Origin of the sequence: Shinella granuli (genome assembly GCF_004341885.1) — a bacterium.
Classification (GTDB): Bacteria; Pseudomonadota; Alphaproteobacteria; order Rhizobiales; family Rhizobiaceae; genus Shinella; species Shinella granuli.
Genome location: NZ_SLVX01000002.1, coordinates 399,607 through 417,606 on the forward strand (window position 1 = coordinate 399,607; position 18,000 = coordinate 417,606).

At 67.1% G+C, this 18,000-nt stretch carries 13 protein-coding genes; 6 read left to right on the plus strand and 7 right to left on the minus strand.

Annotated elements, in window-relative coordinates; genetic code table 11:
- The first annotated feature begins 56 nt into the window (after positions 1-56).
- Positions 57-2,252, plus strand: coding sequence for an esterase-like activity of phytase family protein (locus tag EV665_RS05160; RefSeq protein ID WP_133033311.1), 2,196 nt, complete (start codon positions 57-59; stop codon positions 2,250-2,252).
- A gap of 148 nt (positions 2,253-2,400) precedes the next feature.
- Here the strand turns inward: EV665_RS05160 and EV665_RS05165 are convergent, their stop codons facing one another.
- On the minus strand, positions 2,401-2,865 hold the full coding sequence (locus EV665_RS05165) for a MarR family winged helix-turn-helix transcriptional regulator (protein WP_245337376.1): 465 nt from the start codon (positions 2,863-2,865) through the stop codon (positions 2,401-2,403).
- A 258-nt stretch (positions 2,866-3,123) separates the two neighbouring features.
- Between EV665_RS05165 and EV665_RS05170 the strand changes: the two genes are divergently transcribed.
- The 4 genes from EV665_RS05170 to secD all read left to right on the plus strand — a co-directional run bounded on the left by EV665_RS05170 (position 3,124) and on the right by secD (position 11,073).
- On the plus strand, positions 3,124-4,392 hold the full coding sequence (locus tag EV665_RS05170; RefSeq protein ID WP_133033312.1) for a metallophosphoesterase family protein: 1,269 nt from the start codon (positions 3,124-3,126) through the stop codon (positions 4,390-4,392).
- Between the two features lie 3 nt (positions 4,393-4,395).
- Positions 4,396-7,866, plus strand: a complete 3,471-nt coding sequence (locus EV665_RS05175) for an ATP-binding protein (RefSeq protein WP_133033313.1) — start codon at positions 4,396-4,398, stop codon at positions 7,864-7,866.
- A 138-nt stretch (positions 7,867-8,004) separates the two neighbouring features.
- Entirely contained in the window at positions 8,005-8,427 is a 423-nt protein-coding gene (locus EV665_RS05180) for a hypothetical protein (RefSeq protein ID WP_133033314.1), read from the plus strand.
- A gap of 108 nt (positions 8,428-8,535) precedes the next feature.
- The gene (gene secD, locus EV665_RS05185; protein ID WP_133033315.1) at positions 8,536-11,073 is read left to right on the plus strand and encodes a protein translocase subunit SecD; all 2,538 of its coding nucleotides are present in this window, start codon (positions 8,536-8,538) and stop codon (positions 11,071-11,073) included.
- A 35-nt stretch (positions 11,074-11,108) separates the two neighbouring features.
- Here the strand turns inward: secD and EV665_RS05190 are convergent, their stop codons facing one another.
- Together EV665_RS05190 and EV665_RS05195 are read right to left on the minus strand one after the other, a co-directional pair.
- Positions 11,109-12,233: an NAD(P)/FAD-dependent oxidoreductase gene (locus EV665_RS05190; RefSeq protein WP_133033316.1), complete on the minus strand. Its 1,125-nt coding sequence runs from the start codon at positions 12,231-12,233 to the stop codon at positions 11,109-11,111.
- 97 nt (positions 12,234-12,330) lie between these two features.
- Positions 12,331-13,272: a LysR family transcriptional regulator gene (locus EV665_RS05195; protein WP_133033317.1), complete on the minus strand. Its 942-nt coding sequence runs from the start codon at positions 13,270-13,272 to the stop codon at positions 12,331-12,333.
- Positions 13,273-13,415: 143 nt separating this feature from the next.
- Between EV665_RS05195 and EV665_RS05200 the strand changes: the two genes are divergently transcribed.
- Entirely contained in the window at positions 13,416-13,631 is a 216-nt protein-coding gene (locus EV665_RS05200; protein ID WP_133033318.1) for a hypothetical protein, read from the plus strand.
- A gap of 132 nt (positions 13,632-13,763) precedes the next feature.
- On the opposite strand, the gene EV665_RS05205 is transcribed toward EV665_RS05200, so the two are convergent.
- The 4 genes from EV665_RS05205 to hutU form a co-directional block, all read right to left on the minus strand.
- Complete coding sequence (locus EV665_RS05205; RefSeq protein ID WP_133033319.1) at positions 13,764-14,540, minus strand: ABC transporter substrate-binding protein; 777 nt, start codon at positions 14,538-14,540, stop codon at positions 13,764-13,766.
- Between the two features lie 124 nt (positions 14,541-14,664).
- Positions 14,665-15,651, minus strand: a complete 987-nt coding sequence (locus tag EV665_RS05210) for an aldo/keto reductase (RefSeq protein ID WP_064329759.1) — start codon at positions 15,649-15,651, stop codon at positions 14,665-14,667.
- 94 nt (positions 15,652-15,745) lie between these two features.
- A complete protein-coding gene (locus EV665_RS05215) occupies positions 15,746-16,324 on the minus strand; it encodes a HutD/Ves family protein (protein ID WP_133033320.1) in 579 nt (192 codons plus the stop codon).
- Complete coding sequence (gene hutU, locus EV665_RS05220) at positions 16,324-18,000, minus strand: urocanate hydratase (protein ID WP_133033321.1); 1,677 nt, start codon at positions 17,998-18,000, stop codon at positions 16,324-16,326. The genes EV665_RS05215 and hutU overlap by 1 nt, the downstream gene beginning before the upstream one ends.

Below are 18,000 nucleotides of genomic sequence, written 5' to 3' on the forward strand. Positions count from 1 at the left end.
TAACAGGAAAGCCTCAGAACCGCCGGGTTCCTTTTGACCGGATCCCGGAGGATTTCATGAAAACCCGTTCGATCACCGCCGCGCTCGCCGCGGTTCTCGCCGCATCGGTGGCTTCCGCCGCCAGCGCCGAGCCTGTATTCAATCGTATTGCGTCCTTCGCCGTCGCCGACAACCTGCCCGAGGGCGTGGACAAGGCGACGCCGACCTCGTCCGAAATCATCACCGCTTCCGAAGACGGCAACACGCTCGTCTATTCCGACAGCCCGAACAAGGCGATCGGCTTCATCGACATATCGGACGCCAAGGCCCCGAAGGCCGGCGGCTCCCTTTCCTTCGAGGGCGAGCCGACCTCGGTCACCATCGCGGCCGGCAAGGCGCTCGTCGCGATCAACACGCGCGAGAGCTTCGTGAAGCCGTCGGGCGTCCTCGCCCAGGTCGATCTTGCCTCCAAGGCCATCGATGCGACCTGCGATCTCGGCGGCCAGCCGGATTCGATCGCCCTCAACAAGGACAGGACGATCGCCGCCATCGCCATCGAGAACGAGCGCGACGAGGAGGTCAATGACGGCGCCATCCCGCAGATGCCGGCCGGCGATCTCGTGCTGCTCTCCCTCAAGGACGGCATCGTCGATTGCGGCTCGATCAAGCACGTCACGCTGACCGGCCTTGCCGATGTCGCCGGCGACGACCCGGAACCGGAGTTCGTCGACTTCAACAGCCTCGACGAAGTGGCCCTGACGCTGCAGGAAAACAACCACATCGTCATCATCGACGGCAAGACGGGCACGGTGAAGAACCATTTCTCCGCCGGCACGGTCAGCCTCGAAGGCATCGACACGAAGAAGGACGGCGCGCTCAAGTTCACCGGCGAGATGAAGGATGTCGCCCGCGAGCCCGACGCCGTGAAGTGGCTGGACGACAACCGACTGGTCGTCGCCAATGAAGGCGACTGGAAGGGCGGCGCGCGCGGCTTCACCATCTTCGACAAGCAGGGCAAGGTTCTCTACGAGAACGGCGCCGGCTTCGAGCGCGAGATCGCCAGGATCGGCCACTACCCGGACAAGCGCAACAAGAAGGGCATCGAGCCGGAAGGCATGGAAGCCGCGAAATTCGGCGACGACAACCTGTTCTTCGTTCTGGCCGAGCGTGCTTCGATCGTCGGCGTCTACAAGGATACCGGCGGCGAGCCCGAGCTTCTCCAGTTGCTGCCCTCGGGCGTCGGCCCGGAAGGCGCCGTCGCGATCCCTAGCCGCAACCTCTTCGTGACCGCCAACGAAACCGACCTCGTCGAGGGCGGCGGCGCCCGTTCGCACGTCATGATCTACGAGCGTGCGGAAGGGGAGGCTGCCTATCCGCAGATCGTCTCCAACGACAAGGACGGCGAACTGATCGGCTTCGGCGCCCTCTCGGGTCTCGCCCCGGTCAAGGACAAGCCGGGCATGCTCTATGCCGTCAACGATTCCTTCTACGCCTTGCAGCCGACGATCTTCACGATCGACGCCACCGCGAAGCCGGCGAGGATCGTCGATGCGCTGCGCATCACCCGGGGCGGCGCTGCCGCCCAGAAGCTCGATAGCGAAGGCCTGACGCCGGATGGTGAAGGCGGCTTCTGGCTCGCCAATGAAGGCGATGCCGACAAGCTCGTCAGCCACGCCATCCTCCATGTGGACGAAAAGGGCGAGATCCAGAAGGAAATCGCCATTCCCGCCGCGCTGCGCGCCGGCGAGACGCGGTTCGGCTTTGAAGGCATCACCAGTGTCGGCGAAGGCGATGACAAGGTGCTGTGGATGGCCATGCAGCGCGAATGGGGCGACGACGAGAAGGGTTTCGTGAAGCTCGTCTCCTACAAGCCCTCCTCGAAGGAATGGGGCGCCGTGCGCTACCCGCTCGAAAAGACGGAAAGCGGCTGGGTCGGCCTTTCCGAAATCACCGTCCACGGCGACCATGCCTACATCATCGAGCGTGACAACCTGATCGGCCAGGCCGCCAGGCTGAAGAAGCTCTACCGCGTGGCGCTCGCGGACCTGAAGCCGGCCGCGCTCGGCGGCGAACTGCCCGTCGTCAGGAAGGAAGAGGTTCGCGACCTCATCCCGGACCTCAAGGCCGCCACCAACGGTTTCGTCGTCGACAAGGTCGAAGGTTTTGCCATCGACGCCGCCGGCAACGGCTTCGTCGTGACCGACAATGACGGCGTCGACGATTCCTCCGGCGAGACGCTGTTCTTCGGCATCGGCCCGATGAACGCCATGTAAGCTGGCCGCGTCACGGCTCGTTGCTCCAACCTTCTCCCCCGCCTGCGGGGAGAAGGCAGCGGGACGAGGAGCCGGCTGCCGAACGCTTCAAACGAAAAAGGCCGGGATCGCAGGATCCCGGCCTTTTTGTTCGTCATTGCCGCCCGGCTCAGCCGATGGCGCGCAAGGGTCGCACGGGCGCCGTATCGCTGCCGCTCTCGGCCTTGTCCCGTTCCCGCTGCAATTCTTCGGTCTTCTCGCTGAGGCAGCGGACGATTTCCTTGAGGTGCTGCTTCTGGTCTTCGGTCAGCACCGCGAAGATCGCCTCGATCGTCTTGTGCTGCGGCTGCTGGGCGGCGGAGATCACCGTGCGGCCCATATCCGTGATCGAGACGATCTTGGCACGGCGGTCCTTCGGGTCCGGCTCGCGCTTGACGAGCTTGTCGCGCTCCAGCCCGTCGATCGCTTCCGTCACCGTGCGGGGCGCGAAACCGAGCGCGCAGGCGATGTCCGTCGAGCGCTGCGGGCCCTGACATTCCAGAAGAAGCAGGAACTTGCTGCGGGCAAGCGACACGCCTTCGTCCATCATGCACTCGTTCACCAGGCGACTCACCTGATGGTAGAGTTTGAACATGCCCTGGGAGATTTCTATCGTGCTACTCATGAGGGGAAATATAGGTATTATGAGGGACCATGTCAAATGATCACGAAGTTTTTCGGATAATTTGATCATATATATTGAACGATCTCTGTAAATGCGAACGGTCAGGCAAGCGACGTTATTTCCGCCCTTTTCCGGATTTTTCCGGGCGGGACGATTTCTCTCCTGCATAACCCTGTCGAGGAAGCGCCAAGCATTGACCCGGCGGAAGGGGAAAGCGATTGTCCGACCATGTCGTTCCGCTTCATCCACACCGCCGATCTCCATCTCGATTCGCCCCTGACATCGCTCGCTTTGCGCAATGCCGAGCTTGGCGAACTGGTGCGCGGGGCGACGCGCAAGGCGCTGGAGCGCATCGTCGATCTTGCGATCACGGAGGCCGTCGACGCGCTCATCATCGCCGGCGATCTCTACGACGGCTCGCAGACCTCCATGGCGACGGCGCTCTTCCTGATGGAGCAGATGCGCCGGCTGGAGGCGGCCGGCATCCGCGTCTTCCTCATTCGCGGCAATCACGACGCCCAGTCGCAGATCACCCGCGAACTGACCTTTCCGCCGAACGTGCACGTCTTCGACGGCCGCGGGAAGCCGGTGAGGGCGGGCATATTGGCGAGCGGCCGTGAAATCCACGTGCACGGCATCAGCTTTGCCCATCCCCATGCCCCGGCCTCGCTGCTGCCGGGCTTCCGCGCACCGGTGCCGGACGCCGTCAATATTGGCCTCATGCACACCAGCCTTGCCGGCGCGAGCCGCCACGATCCCTATGCGCCCGTCGGCATAGCCGATCTTGCCGCGCACGGCTTCGACTACTGGGCGCTCGGCCATATCCACCAGCGCCGGGTGCATCTCGAAAAGCCGTGGATCGTCATGCCCGGCAATCCGCAGGGCCGCGACATCAACGAGGGCGGGCCGAAGGGCGTGACGCTCGCCACCGTGGAGGACGACGGCACGATCACCTGCGCTGCGCATCCGGTTGCCGTCGCGCTGTTCGAGCGGCTTTCCATTGATCTCTCCGGCATCGACGACTGGCATGGCATGCTCGACCGCGCCGAAGCCGTGCTGGCAGAGGCGCGGGCGGAGGCGGGCGGCGCCCATCTCGTCGCGCGCCTCGCCCTTGCCGGCGCCACGCCGCTCGCCTGGCGCCTGCGCCGCGACGAGGACCTCTTGACCGCCGAATTGCAGAACCTTGCCGCTTCGCTCGGCGAATGCTGGATCGAGGCGGTGGAGCTTGCCGTCTCCGCGCCGCTGGCGGCGGCGGGCGCCGATGCCGGCCCGCTCGCCGAGCTGTCGCGCCTGGTGCGCGAGGATGTCGTCGGCAACCACGCCTACCGGGAGGAACTGCGCGAGACGCTGGCCGATCTCCTGCGCCAGCTCCCCAAGGAGGCGCGCGGCCTGCTGGCGGCGGACGAGGCGGCGGAAGAAGCCCTGCTCCACGACCTCGCCCTCCAGGGCGCCGATGCCGTCCTTGCCCGCCTCGGCGGCGAAAACGCGGGGGCATAGCCGATGCGTCTCGATCGCCTGGACCTCGTCCGTTACGGGAAATTCACCGACCGCAGCCTCGATTTCGGCACGGCCATGCCGGGCAAGCCGGATTTCCATCTCGTCTACGGCCCCAACGAGGCGGGCAAGTCGACGCTCTTCTCCGCCTATCTCGATCTGCTCTTCGGCATCGAGAAATCCAGCGCCTACGGCTTCCTGCATCCCTATGCCCTGATGCGCGTCGGCGGGCAGTTCTCCGTCGGGGCCGAGCGTCACGAGGCCTATCGCCTGAAGCGCAACCAGGCCTCGCTCGTTTCCGCCGACGACCGGCCCCTGCCGGAGACGCTCTTTGCCGCCGTGCTCGGCGGCATGGACCGCAATGCCTACCGCACCATGTTCTCGCTCGACGACGAGAGCATCGAGAAGGGCGGCGAGGACATCCTGAAGAGCGAGGGCGAGCTCGGGGCGATGCTCTTTTCCGCCAGCTCCGGCCTTTCCGACATGGCCACGGGCCTTGCGGCGCTGAAGGCAGAGGCCGACGAATTCTACCGCCCCTCCGGCCGCAAGCACGGGCTTTCGGCCCTCAAGGCGGATATCGAGGCACTGGCGGCCGAGCGCAAGGCGCTCGACGTCGCCGCCCGCGACTACGGCCTGCTGGTGCGCGAGCGCGATGCCGCCGCCGGGCGGCACGGCGAGATGACCGCCGCCCGGACCGAGGTGCGCGCCGCGCTGGCGCAGGTCGAGCGCAGCCTCTCCGCGCTGCCCTACCTCAGGCGCCTGCGGGCGCTGCGCGCCGAACTCGGCGCCTTCGACCTCGGCGAATCGCCGCCGGCCGGCTGGCGGTCGCTTTCCGGCGAACTGGCGCGCGAGGAGGCGGAAATCGCCGCCCGCGCCGCGCGCATGGAGGCGGAGCGCCTGCATCTTGCCGAGGAGCTGGCGGCGCTGCCCGAGGACGAGGCTGTGCTGGCCGCGGAGGCCGATATCACGGCCCTGGCCGGTTCCGCGCTCGAAGCCCGGTTCCGCACGGCGGCGATGGATCTTGCCTCCCGCGAGGCGGAGCGGGAGCGGGTCGCCGTTTCCATCGGGGCGAACCTCGCCGCGCTCGGGCTGCCCGCGGATGCCGACCTGGCCGGCATCCTGCTTCCTCCCGGGCTTGGCGAAAAGCTTTCATCCCTTCTGTCGCGGCGCGCGACCCTTGCCGAACGCGCCGAGACGGCGCTTCGCGAACGTGCCGAGGCCGAGCGGGCGCTCGCTGCCGCCGGCGAGGGGTCCGGTAGCGTTTCCGAGGAGGATGCGCAGGCGGATGCGGCACTGCAATCAAGGCTCGCTGCCGCCCTGCGCACCGCCCGGTCCGGCGATCTTTCTGCGCGCCTTCGCGAGGCCCGGCGCCTCGTCGCGCTGGCACGGCAGGATGCCGATGGCGCCATGGCCCGCCTCGTCCCCTGGTCCGGCACCGCAGCGGCACTCGAGGGCATGGCGGTTCCGCCGCCGGCCGAAATCGAAGGCCTGCGCAAACGATACGACGCGGCCGACGAGGCCCTGCATCGTCAACGGGAGCAGGTTGCCGCGCTGGAACTGGACGTCGCCTCCGCCCGCGCGACGCTCGCGGCGCTGCAAAAGGCGACCGGCGCCGCCGGCGAAGAGCAGGCGAGCCATCTGCGGGCGGTGCGCGAAACGGCCTGGCAGACGCATCTCGGGATTCTCGACAGGGCTTCCGCCGCCGCCTTCGAGCAGGCCATGCGCGACGACGACCGGGCTTCGGATGCGCGCCTGCGCAATGCCGACCGCCTTTCGGACCTGCGCCTTCTGGAACGGACGGTCGCGGAAGGCATGGCGCGGCTGGAAACCCTGCGCGGTGAGGTGACGCGTCTGGCAGAGGCGCGGGCGGCCATCGAAGCGCAGGTATCCTCGCTTGCCGGGAGCCTCGGCCTGCCCGAAGGAACGGCGCTGGCAGACGTTGCCGGCTGGCTGGAGCGACGGACGGCGGTGCTGGACGCGCTTGGCAGGCTCGCGCAGCGCACGGTCGAAGCCGATCTCGTCGACAGGGAGAGGCGCGACGTGCTGGCGCGGCTGGCGGCGCTGCTTGGCGAAGCGCCGGCCGAGGATGGCCCGTTCGAGGAGGCGTTGTTCCTTGCCGAGGACCGGCTGGAAACATGGAAGGCGACGGAAGCCCGGCGGCTTGCCGCGGCCGCGCAGCTTGCCCGGCTGAAGGCCGATGCGGATATGCGCGGCAAGGCCGCGGAAGACGCCACGGCGGCGCTTGCGGCATGGCAGGCGGCATGGGACCGGGACATCGCCGGCACCTGGCTCGCAAGGCAGGAGGCACCCGTCGCCCTGGACCGCATCGCCGCCTTCCTTCCGGCGTTGCAAGCGCTCGCCCAGAATGTCGAACGACGCGGGGAGTTCGATCACCGGATCGCCGGCATGCGCCGCGACCAGCAGGATTACGCCGGCCATGCCCGCCGTCTTGCCGAGCGTCTTGCCGAGCCGTTCGACGCCGAGGACCCGCTTTCCACCGTCGCGGCTTTCGGCCGGCGGCGCGCTGCGGCAACGGCGGTGCGCCAGCGGCGTGAGGCGATCGACAAGGCAGTGCTGCGCCTTGACGAGGAGGAGAGGGCGCTGGACGAGCGCCGCGCGGTGCTCGTCGCACGGCTTTCGGAGGTCTATGCCGTCCTCGGCTGCGACACGCTCGCGGAGGCGGACCTCATGCTCGACGCCTACCGCAAGCGCGACGAGATCCTGGCGCGCGTCCACGATGTCGGGCGCGACCTTGCCCAGCAACTGCGCACGGAAACGGTCGAGGAGGCCGAGGCGCTGCTCTCGGCGGTCGACGACGACCAGCTTGCCGCGGAGAAGGACGACCTCTCCGCACGGCTGGAAGAGCTCGACCGCGCGGTGCAGGAACAGCACCTGCTGCGGGCGCGGGCGGAGGAGGCGCTGGCGAAGGTCGCCGGCAGCGACGCGGCGGCGGTGCTGGAGGAGCGGCGCCGCACGGTGCTGATCGACCTTGCCGAGAAGTCGCGGCGCTATCTGGCGACGCGCGCCGGCATCCTGGCGGCCGAACAGGCGCTGCGGCTCTACCGCGAGCGTCACCGCAGCGCGATGATGGAGCGCGCGTCCCGGACCTTCCGCGACATCACGGCGGGCGAATATACCGGCCTTTCGACGATCCTCGAAAAGGACAGCGAATATCTCGTCGTCAATGCCGCGTCCGGCGGCTCGAAGCTGGCGAAGGATCTGTCCAAGGGCACGCGCTTCCAGCTCTATCTGGCGCTACGCGTGGCGGGCTACCACGAGATCGCCGCCAGCCGCGAGATCGTGCCCTTCATCGCCGACGACATCATGGAGACCTTCGACGACCGGCGTGCGCTCAATGCCCTGACGGTGATGGGGGCGATGGCGACGGGCGGGCAGGTGATCTACCTCACCCATCACGAGCATCTCTGCGATCTCGCGAAAAAGGCCTGCCCCGACGTCACGATCCATGAATTGTGAGGCCTGAAACGTTAAAGCGTAAAGGAAGCGTTGGCGTCAAAACTTGACTTGGCCGATGGTAAGTGGTTCTTGGCGCCCCATCGGCATTGCTGCGAAGCCTGCTTCGCGCGGCGCTCCGCCCTGAAGAAACGGACGGGTATGACGTTGAGGACCGGCAGAGAAGCGACGATCTGGGAGCGGGGTTTTGCGCCCGTCGGCTTCCTCGTGCTGCTCGTCACCCTGTTCCTGTCGCAGTTTTCCCTGCCCGATAGTGCGAACGGCGCCGGCCATCCGCCGCGGGCCGCCGCCGAAGGCGGCGTTGCGCCGTCGCCGCTCTCGGCCTCCGGCGACGAGATGTGGCTCCCGGCAAGCGGCCATGCCGAGCGGCGGGTCGCCAAGGCCAAGAGCGGCCTGCCGGAGGGCGATGCCGCCGGCAAGGCGCTCGCCTCGGGCGCCGGTGTCGTGCTCTATCCCTTCGAGACCGCCGCCGCGGTGGTCTTTGCCGCTGTCGACGATGCGGCGCCCGCCCGCCTGGGCCCGGCATCCTTCCGCAGTCGTGCGCCCCCGGCGCTTTCCGCCTGAGGCCCTGTGGCGTCCTTGCACGCCGCGCCATTCATTCGAAATTCCGATTCCCGCGGACGGCGCCGGCTTCACGTCGCGCCCGTCCGGCAGTCTAGATGGAAAAGACCCATGAAAACCTCCAAATGGGCATTGTTGGTCTATATCGCGATCATCCTCTTCGGGGTGCTCGCGGCCGTGCCCAACGTGCTGACGCCTGAGCAGCAGGCGAAATTCGGGCGCTACCTGCCCGCCAATCCCGTCACCCTCGGCCTCGACCTGAAGGGCGGCTCGCATCTCGTGCTGGAGGTCGATTCCGCAGCGCTACGCAAGGCGCGCATGGACGTGCTGCTGAACGATTCCCGCGCCATCCTGCGCACGGCCGGCGAGCGCGCCTCCGCCGCCCGCCTCGCCGGCACGACGCTGACGATCACGCTGCCCGACCAGGCCACGCTCGACAAGGTGCTGCCGGAAGTGCGCAAGCTGGCGACGCCGACGACGACGCTCGGCTTTTCCGCCGGCAGCGCCGATATCGATGTGGCGACCAGCGGCAATCTGATCAACGTCACGCTGACGGAAGCCGGCATCAACGAGCGCATGTCCGCCGCCGTCGAGCAGAGCCTTGAGATCATCCGCCGCCGCGTCGACCAGGTGGGCGTTGCCGAACCGCTGATCCAGCGCGTCGGCGGCGACCGCATCCTCGTGCAGCTTCCCGGCCTGCAGGACCCGACGCGCCTGCGCCAGTTGCTCGGCTCGACCGCGCAGATGAGCTTCCACATGGTCGACCAGACCGTGGACCCGAACGGCGTCGCCCCGCGCGGCGTGATGATCTTGCCCGGCGCCAATGACCCCGGCAAATATGCCGTGGAAGAGCGCGTCGCCATCTCGGGCGATCGCCTTGCCGATGCCAAGGCCGGCTTCGACCAGCGCACGAACGAGCCGATCGTCTCGTTCAGCTTCGATTCGACGGGCGCGCGCCAGTTCGCAGAAATCACCCAGGCGAATGTCGGTAAACCCTTCGCCATCGTGCTCGACGGCAAGGTGCTGACGGCGCCGGTCATCCGCGAGCCGATCATCGGCGGCCAGGGCCAGATCTCCGGCAATTTCAACCCGCAGGAAGCCACCGTTCTCTCGGCGCTGCTGCGCTCCGGCGCGCTGCCCGCTCCGCTCACCATCATCGAGGAGCGCACCGTCGGCCCGAACCTCGGCTCCGACTCGATCCGCATGGGCCTCTATACCGGCCTTGCCGGTCTTGCCGCCGTCGTCGTGCTGATGCAGGTGCTCTACGGTTCCTGGGGCCTCATCGCCAATCTCGGCCTCGTGCTGCACACGGTACTGACCATCGGCACGCTCGGCCTGCTCGGCTCGACGCTCACCTTGCCCGGCATCGCCGGCATCATCCTCGGCATCGGCATGGCCGTTGACGCCAACATCCTGATCAACGCCCGTATCCGAGAGGAGACGGCGGCCGGGGCGGGGGCCATGAAGGCGCTCGACGTCGGCTTCAACAAGGCCTATGCGACCATCGTCGACGGCAACATGACGACCATGGTCGGCATGATCCTGCTCTTCATGTTCGGCTCCGGCCCGGTGCGCGGCTTCGCCATCACCATGATCATCGGCCTGGCGATCTCGATGTTCACCTCGATCACCTTCGTGCGCCTCTTGATGCGCGAGGTGGTGATCCGCCGCAAGATGAAGCGGATCGACATCCACTCGATCTTCGGCAAGGTCTGGAGCATTCCGAGCTTCTCCTTCATGCGTGGCCGCTACATCGCCATCGCCATGTCGGCCTTCATCTCGATCAGCTCGGTCATCCTGTTCTTCACGCCGGGCCTCAACTACGGCATCGACTTCGTCGGCGGCATCCAGGTCGAGGCGACGTCCAAGACGCCGATCGACCTCGCCCCGCTGCGCGAGAAGATGGAAGGCCTCAACCTCGGTGAAGTGGCCCTGCAGGAGTTCGGCCAGGGCACGTCCGTCCTCGTGCGCGTCCAGCGCCAGCCGGGCGGCGAAGAGGCGCAGACCGCAGCCCTCCAGCAGGTCCGCGACGGCGTTGCCGAAGTGATCCCGGACGCCAATTTCGAGCGCACCGAAGTGGTCGGCCCGACCGTCAGCACCGAGCTTGCCCGGTCCGGCTTCCTGGCCGTCGGCCTCGGCATGCTGGCGATCCTGATCTACATCTGGTGGCGCTTCGAATGGCACTTCGCCGTGGGCGCCATCGCGACGCTGATCCTCGACATCACCAAGATGGTCGGTTTCTTCGCGCTGATGCAGATCGACTTCAACCTGACGGCCATCGCCGCCGTGCTGACGCTGATCGGCTATTCCGTCAACGACAAGGTGGTGGTGTACGACCGCATGCGCGAGAACCTGCGCAAGTACAAGTCGATGCCCTTCTCGGACCTCATCGACCTGTCGATCAACCAGGTTGTCATGCGATGCATCTTCACCTCCGTCGCCGTCGCGGCCTCGCTGCTGCCGATGGCGATCTGGGGCGGCGACACGGTGAAACCCTTCGCCTGGCCGATGCTGTTCGGCGTGGTCGTCGCCACGACCTCGTCGATTTATATCGGCGGTCCGATCCTGCTCTTCCTCAGCCGCTGGTGGAAGGATCGCGACACAGCGCGGGCGGGCGGCGCGGCGACGACACCGGCAACGGAAGCATGAAAACGAACGGGCGCCCTTGCGGCGCCCGTTTCGTCTCAGGAGAAGCGGTGGGGACTGAAGGTTTCCGCCGTTATGCCTTCGCGGGCGAGCGGTTCGGGCACCGGGCTTGCGGTGAGGAGGGCGGCGGAAAGGCTGCCGAGGGCGGGTGACGTCAGGATGCCGTAACCGCCCTGGCCGGCGAGCCAGAAGAAGGACGGCTCGTCCCTGGCCGGGCCGATGACGGGCAGGCGGTCCGCGGAAAAGCTGCGCATGCCGGCCCAGCTCCTGAAGACGCGGCGCACCGCGAGCGTCGTCGCCTCCTCGACATAATGGGCGGCATAGGCGACGTCGAGCTCTTCCGGCTGCACGTCCGCCGGCTCGCAGGGCGTCGCATCGGCGGGCGAGGCCAGCAGGCGGCCCCCTTCCGGCTTGAAGTAGAACAGCTCCTCGACCTCGTTGATCTCCGGCAGGCGGCTCGCATCGATGCCGTCGGGCAGATCGACGGTGATGGCCGTGCGGCGGTGTGGCACGATGCCGACGGGTCTGACGCCGGAAAGCGTCGCGACCGTATCCGCCCAGCCACCGGCCGCGTTCACCAGCATGCCGGCGGAGATCGTCTCGTCGCCGGCTTCGATCCGCCATGCGCCTGCGTCCCGCCGGGCGCCGGAGAATGCCCGGCCTTCGAGGATCTGCGCGCCATGACGGCGGGCATGGCGGGCATAGGCCTGCAGCAGGGCGTCCACCTCGATATCCCAGTAGTCGGGGTCGAAATAGGCGGCGGCCGCATAGGCCGGGTCCAGCATCGGCGCACGGGCGAGCATCGCGGCCTCGTCCAGCCATTCCACCGCCACGCCGAGGGCTTGGGCGGCTTCGAAGCGCTCGCGCACCAGCGCCGCCTTCTCCGCCGTGCCGAGGATGATGCTGCCCCGTTCGATGAGCAGCGGCACGGCGGCAAACCCCTCCGGCGGCCGCATCAGGAAATCATGGCTGGCGCGGGCAAGCGCATTCACCGGTGGTGCATTGTCGCGCAGCGTGAATTCCGCCGCCGACCGGCCGGTGCTGTGATAGCCGAGCGCGCCCTCCTGCTCCAGCACGACGACGGAGCGGTGCGGGCTCAGGAAATAGGCGAGCGAAAGGCCGGCAATGCCGCCGCCGATGATCGCGATGTCGATTGTCCGCATGGCCTGCCTCCGCTATGAACGTCTTCCTCCTGCCTAAGCAAGCCGTTGGCATTCTTCAAATTTATAGAGATGAAGGTCGGTATCATCAGGATTGATGTCATTCGCCCCAGCGCCAGGGCGGCACATCCGCCATATGGGCGAGGAAGGCGCGTTCGGCCGGGTTGAGCGCCGAACCGGGATTGGTGATGCGGAAGGTCTCGGTCACCGGCAGGTCGTCATAGGGCGGCAACTGCCAGAGCTCGCCGGCCGCCAGCGCCGCGCCGGTGAGGTGCACCGGCAGCATGCCGATGCCGGCATTGGCCACCACCAGCCGCAACACCTCTTCCACGTTGAAGGCCAGCGCCCGTACCTGCTGGCCGAAGGAGCCGATGGCGCGCACGGCCGTCACCGGCCCCATATGCGGCCCGCCGAGCACGTCGGCGAGGAAGCTGACATAGGGCTCGCCCCGCAGGTCCTCCAGCCGGGCATCCCGCACGCCGAACAACCGGTGCCCGCGGCCGCAATAGAGCGCGTAGCGCTCGTAGCAGAAGGGCGTCTTCTCCAGCCCTTCCGGAATGATGCCGTCGGAAAGGCCGAGCGTCGCGACGCCCCGTTCCACCGAGCGGATGACGTCCGTCGTCGTCTCGATCGTCACACCCATGGTGACGCGCGGATGCAGCCGGAAGAACTCGGCGATCGCCCGGTCCCAGGCCGGGTTCATGGCATGGCTGACGGAATGGAGGGTGATGTGGCCGGAAATATCCTCGCCGGAAGGCTGCATGGCCTCGGGCAGGCGCACGATGGCGGTGAAGATGTCGTGGCAGAGCGCATGCAGCCGCTCGCCGGCCTCCGTCAGCTCGAAGCGGCCGGGGCTGCGGTCGATCAGCCGGTGGCCGACCGACTGCTCCAGCCGCTTCAGCGCCATGCTGACGGCCGGCTGCTGCAGCAGCAGCCGGTTCGCCGCCCGCGTGATCGAGCCTTCCTCCACCACGACCACGAAGGTACGCAGGAGGTTCCAGTCGAGATTGTGCGCGAAGCGTTCGAGGCGGTTGATCGGCATGCGCGTAGCTACGGCCAGGGTGTCGGGAAAGGCAAGAGGCGGCGGGATGGCGTGGCCCGAAATGTGATCCGCGCGCGCCGTTTTTCGCGGAACCAAAAAGGAGCCTGGCGCATTCCGGTCGCCGAAAGAGGGGGAAATGCGTTATGCGGGAACGGTTTAGCACCAGCGGCCTCGCGGGAGCCTATCTCGACGAGCTCCTGGCAGCCGGCGTGGAGGCGCGCATGGAGTTTCGCCCGCGGCGGGCGCTGGACCCACACCCGTTTCTGGTCAGCCTTGACAGCGAGGGTAGAGGCGAGGCCTTCTTCACGCGGCCCATCGAGGGTGTGCGCAGTGAAAACCGCACCCGCTTCCATCCCTGAGCCCGGGCAGGTGAAAGGCGGCCGAAGCCGCCTCGATTTGATCGCAACATTACCCCGACCACTCGCGTCATCCGCGAATTCAACCGGAGGACCCACGCGGCCCCCGCGGCTGTGGATGATCGGGTCGGGGGATTACTTCATCGTATAGATGTCGATGGAGAAGTATTTGTCGTTGATCTTCTGGTAGGTGCCATCCTCGCGGATCGCCTTCAGCGCGGCATTCAGCTTCTCGCGCAGGTCGTTGTCTTCCTGGCGCACGGCGATGCCGACGCCGTCGCCGACGAATTTCGGATCGGTGATCGGCTCGCCGATCAGTTCACAGCAGGCCTTGCCGTCGTCGTTCTTGGTGACCCAGTCGAGCAGCGGGATCATGTCGCCGACCTGCAGGTCGAGGCGGCCGTTCGCCATGTCGAGGTTCACCTCGTCCTGCGTCGGGTAGAGCTTGATGTCCGCATCCGGATAGACGGCGGCGGCAAAATCGGCCTGCGTGGTGCCGGACTGGGCGCCGATCGTCTTGCCCTTCATGCCTTCATTGGTGAAGTCGGTGATGCCGGCGCCCTTCGGCGCGGCATGGGTCATGGCGGCGAGATAGTAGGGATCGGTGAAGTTGACCTGCTTCTTGCGCTCCTCGGTGATGAACATCGAGGCGATGATCATGTCGTACTTCTTGGCGACGAGGCCGGGAATGATGCCGTCCCAGTCCTGCGCGACCACCTCGCACTCGACCTCCATCTTCTCGCAGAGCGCAAGGCCGATCTCAACGTCGAAGCCGCCGAGTTTTCCCGCGGAATCCTGGAAGTTGAAGGGCGGGTAGGCGCCTTCCGTGCCGATCTTCAGCGTCTCAGCGAAAGCCGGGCCGGAAAGCAGCGTGGAGCCTGCGAGAGCCAGCGCGAGCAGCATTGTCTTCATGGTCGTTCCCCTGTTGTGATTGTGACCGATGGGGAACGGTAGCGCGGCCTCGCACATAAACGAAATAGATAGCCATGATGTCGGCTATCATTTCAGTTGATGCGCGAGGCCGCAGGGGCTGGCCCTACCAGCGATCGTGCACATGCGGCGCGACGAGCCGGTAGTAGACCTCGCGTGTCGCCTCCATCACGTCTTCCGAGAGCGCCGGCAGGCTTGCGGCCCGGGCATTCGCCTCGGCCTGCGCGGCGTTGCGCGCGCCCGGGATGACGACGCTGACCGCATCGGCCATCAGGATCCAGCGCAGCGCGAAGGCGGCCATGGCGGTGCCGGCCGGCACCAGCGCACGGATTTCCTCGACGGCCTTAAGGCCGGTCTCGAAGGGCACGCCGGCAAAGGTCTCGCCGACATCGAAGGCATCGCCCTGGCGGTTGAAGTTGCGGTGGTCGTCCGCGGCAAAGGCGGTGTCGCGCGTGATCTTGCCCGAGAGCAGGCCGCTTGCCAGCGGCACGCGGGCGATGACGGCGACCTGGCGGCGGGCGGCTTCCTTGAAGAAGAGCTGCGCCGGGCGCTGGCGGAACATGTTGTAGATGATCTGCACGCTGACGACGCCGGGATATTCGATCGCCTTCAGCGCCTCTTCGACCTTCTCCACGCTGACGCCGTAATTGGCGATCTTGCCGGCGGCCTTGATCTCTTCCAGCGCATGGAAGACCTCCGGACGGTAGTAGACCTCCGTCGGCGGGCAGTGCAGCTGCACGAGGTCGAGCCGCTCGACGCCGAGGTTCTTCAGGCTGCGGTCGATGAAGCCTTCGAGGTTTTCCCGGGTGTAGCCGTCGGCGACATGCGGGGAGAGGCGACGCCCGGCCTTGGTGGCCACCATAGGGCGCTGGCCGCCGCGGTCCTTCAGGACGTCGGCGATGATCTTTTCCGATCGGCCGTCGCCATAGACGTCGGCGGTGTCGATGAAGGACATGCCGGCATCGAGCGCGGCGTTGAGGGCGGCACGGCCGTCCGCCTCGCTGACATCACCCCAGGCGCCGCCGATCTGCCAGGCGCCGAAGCCGATATCCGTGGTGGTGAAACCCGTGCGGCCGAATTTGCGATGTCTCATGAAAATCTCTCCCGACAAATGCCCAATGAATGAATGTGTCGGGAGGTAGCACTCCGCTCCGGCGCGGACAAGGAAATCGCGTCCCCGCAAAGGGTCAGTCCTGGATGATTTCCACCAGATAGAAGGTCGCCTCATCGCCGATCGGCACGACCTTCGCCGCCAATGCGCCGTCGAGCACGAGCGCATCGAGCGGCTGGAGCCCGACGAGGCCTTCCGGCGTGGAGACGCCGAGCGGTTCCAGCGCCAGCAGCAGACGTTCTCCCATCGTTTCCGGCAGCGCCAGTGCATCACGCGTGACGTGATGCGTCAGCCGGTGTCGGAAGGCGCCGCGTCGGGTCATCACGTTGAGGTCGGTGATCGGCCCGCCCGTGAGGCGCGCCGTGGTCGGCGCATCGGCCGGGAAGGCGAGGGGCGTGGAGGCGGGCGTCAGCAGCGTCTCGCCAAGTCCCCCGATCGAGAGCGCCATGCCGTCGCCCGAAAGCACGGCCAGCGTGCGGTCGATGCCGGGGAAGACGGAGAAGGGCCCGTCGCCCGCCACGCGCGCCATGCTGACGCGCCAGCCGAAATCCGAAAGGCTCGCGCCTTCCGGATGGACGATCACCTCGACCGTCTCGCCGCCGCCGTTCTTCCACGGCATGCGGCGATGGTCGCCGTTGCGCAAAAGGCGGGTCATCAGTTGCCGAGGATGCCCGGCAGGCGCAGGCCCTTTTCGCGGGCGCAGTCGAGCGCGATGTCGTAGCCGGCGTCGGCGTGGCGCATGACGCCGGTCGCCGGGTCGTTCCACAGGACGCGGCCGACGCGCTCGGCGGCTTCATCCGTGCCGTCGCAGCAGATGACGACGCCCGAATGCTGCGAGAAGCCCATGCCGACGCCGCCGCCGTGGTGGAGCGAGACCCAGGTCGCGCCCGATGCGGTGTTCAGCAAGGCATTGAGCAGAGGCCAGTCGGACACGGCGTCCGAACCGTCCTTCATCGCTTCCGTCTCGCGGTTCGGCGAGGCGACGGAGCCCGAATCGAGGTGGTCGCGGCCGATGACGATCGGCGCCTTCAGCTCGCCGTTCTTCACCATTTCGTTGAAGGCGAGGCCGAGGCGGTGGCGGTCGCCGAGGCCGACCCAGCAGATGCGCGCCGGCAGGCCCTGGAAGGAAATGCGCTCCTTCGCCATGTCCAGCCAGTTGTGAAGGTGCTTGTTGTCGGGCAAGAGCTCCTTCACCTTGGCGTCGGTCTTGTAGATGTCCTCCGGATCGCCGGACAGCGCCGCCCAGCGGAACGGGCCGATGCCCTTGCAGAACAGCGGGCGGATATAGGCCGGCACGAAGCCCGGGAAGGCGAAGGCGTTTTCGAGGCCCTCGTCTTTCGCGACCTGGCGGATGTTGTTGCCGTAGTCGAAGGTCGGGATGCCCATGTCCTGGAAGGCGATCATCGCTTCGACATGCTCGCGCATCGAGGCGCGGGCGGCCTTTTCGACGGCCTTCGGGTCGCTTTCGCGCTTGGCCTTCCACTCGGCCATGGTCCAGCCCTTCGGCAGGTAGCCGTTGATCGGGTCATGGGCGGAGGTCTGGTCGGTGACCATGTCGGGGCGGATGCCGCGGCGGATCATCTCCGGCAGGATTTCCGCGGCATTGCCGAGCAGGCCGACGGACTTGGCTTCGCCGGCCTTCGTCCAGCGGTCGATCATCGCCATGGCCTCGTCGAGCGTTTCGGCCTTCTCGTCGATATAGCGGGTACGCAGGCGGAAATCGATCGAATCCGGGTTGCACTCGACGGCAAGGCACGAGGCGCCGGCCATGACGGCGGCGAGCGGCTGGGCGCCGCCCATGCCGCCGAGGCCGCCGGTCAGCACCCACTTGCCCTTGAGGTTGCCGCCATAGTGCTGGCGGCCGGCCTCAACGAAGGTTTCGTAGGTGCCCTGCACGATGCCCTGGCTGCCGATATAGATCCACGAGCCGGCCGTCATCTGGCCGTACATGGCAAGGCCCTTCTTGTCGAGCTCGTTGAAATGGTCCCAGGTGGCCCAGTGCGGCACGAGGTTGGAATTGGCGATGAGGACGCGCGGCGCATCCTTGTGCGTGCGGAAGATGCCGACCGGCTTGCCGGACTGCACGATCAGCGTCTCGTTGTCCTCGAGGTCGCGCAGCGAGGCGACGATCCTGTCGAAATCAGCCCAGGTGCGGGCGGCGCGGCCGATGCCGCCGTAGACGACGAGCTCGTGCGGGTTTTCCGCGACGTCGGGATCGAGGTTGTTCATCAGCATGCGCAGCGGCGCTTCGGTCAGCCAGCTCTTGGCGGTGCGCTCGGTGCCGGTGGCGGCGCGGACCTCGCGGATGTTGTGGCGGGGATTGTCGGTCAT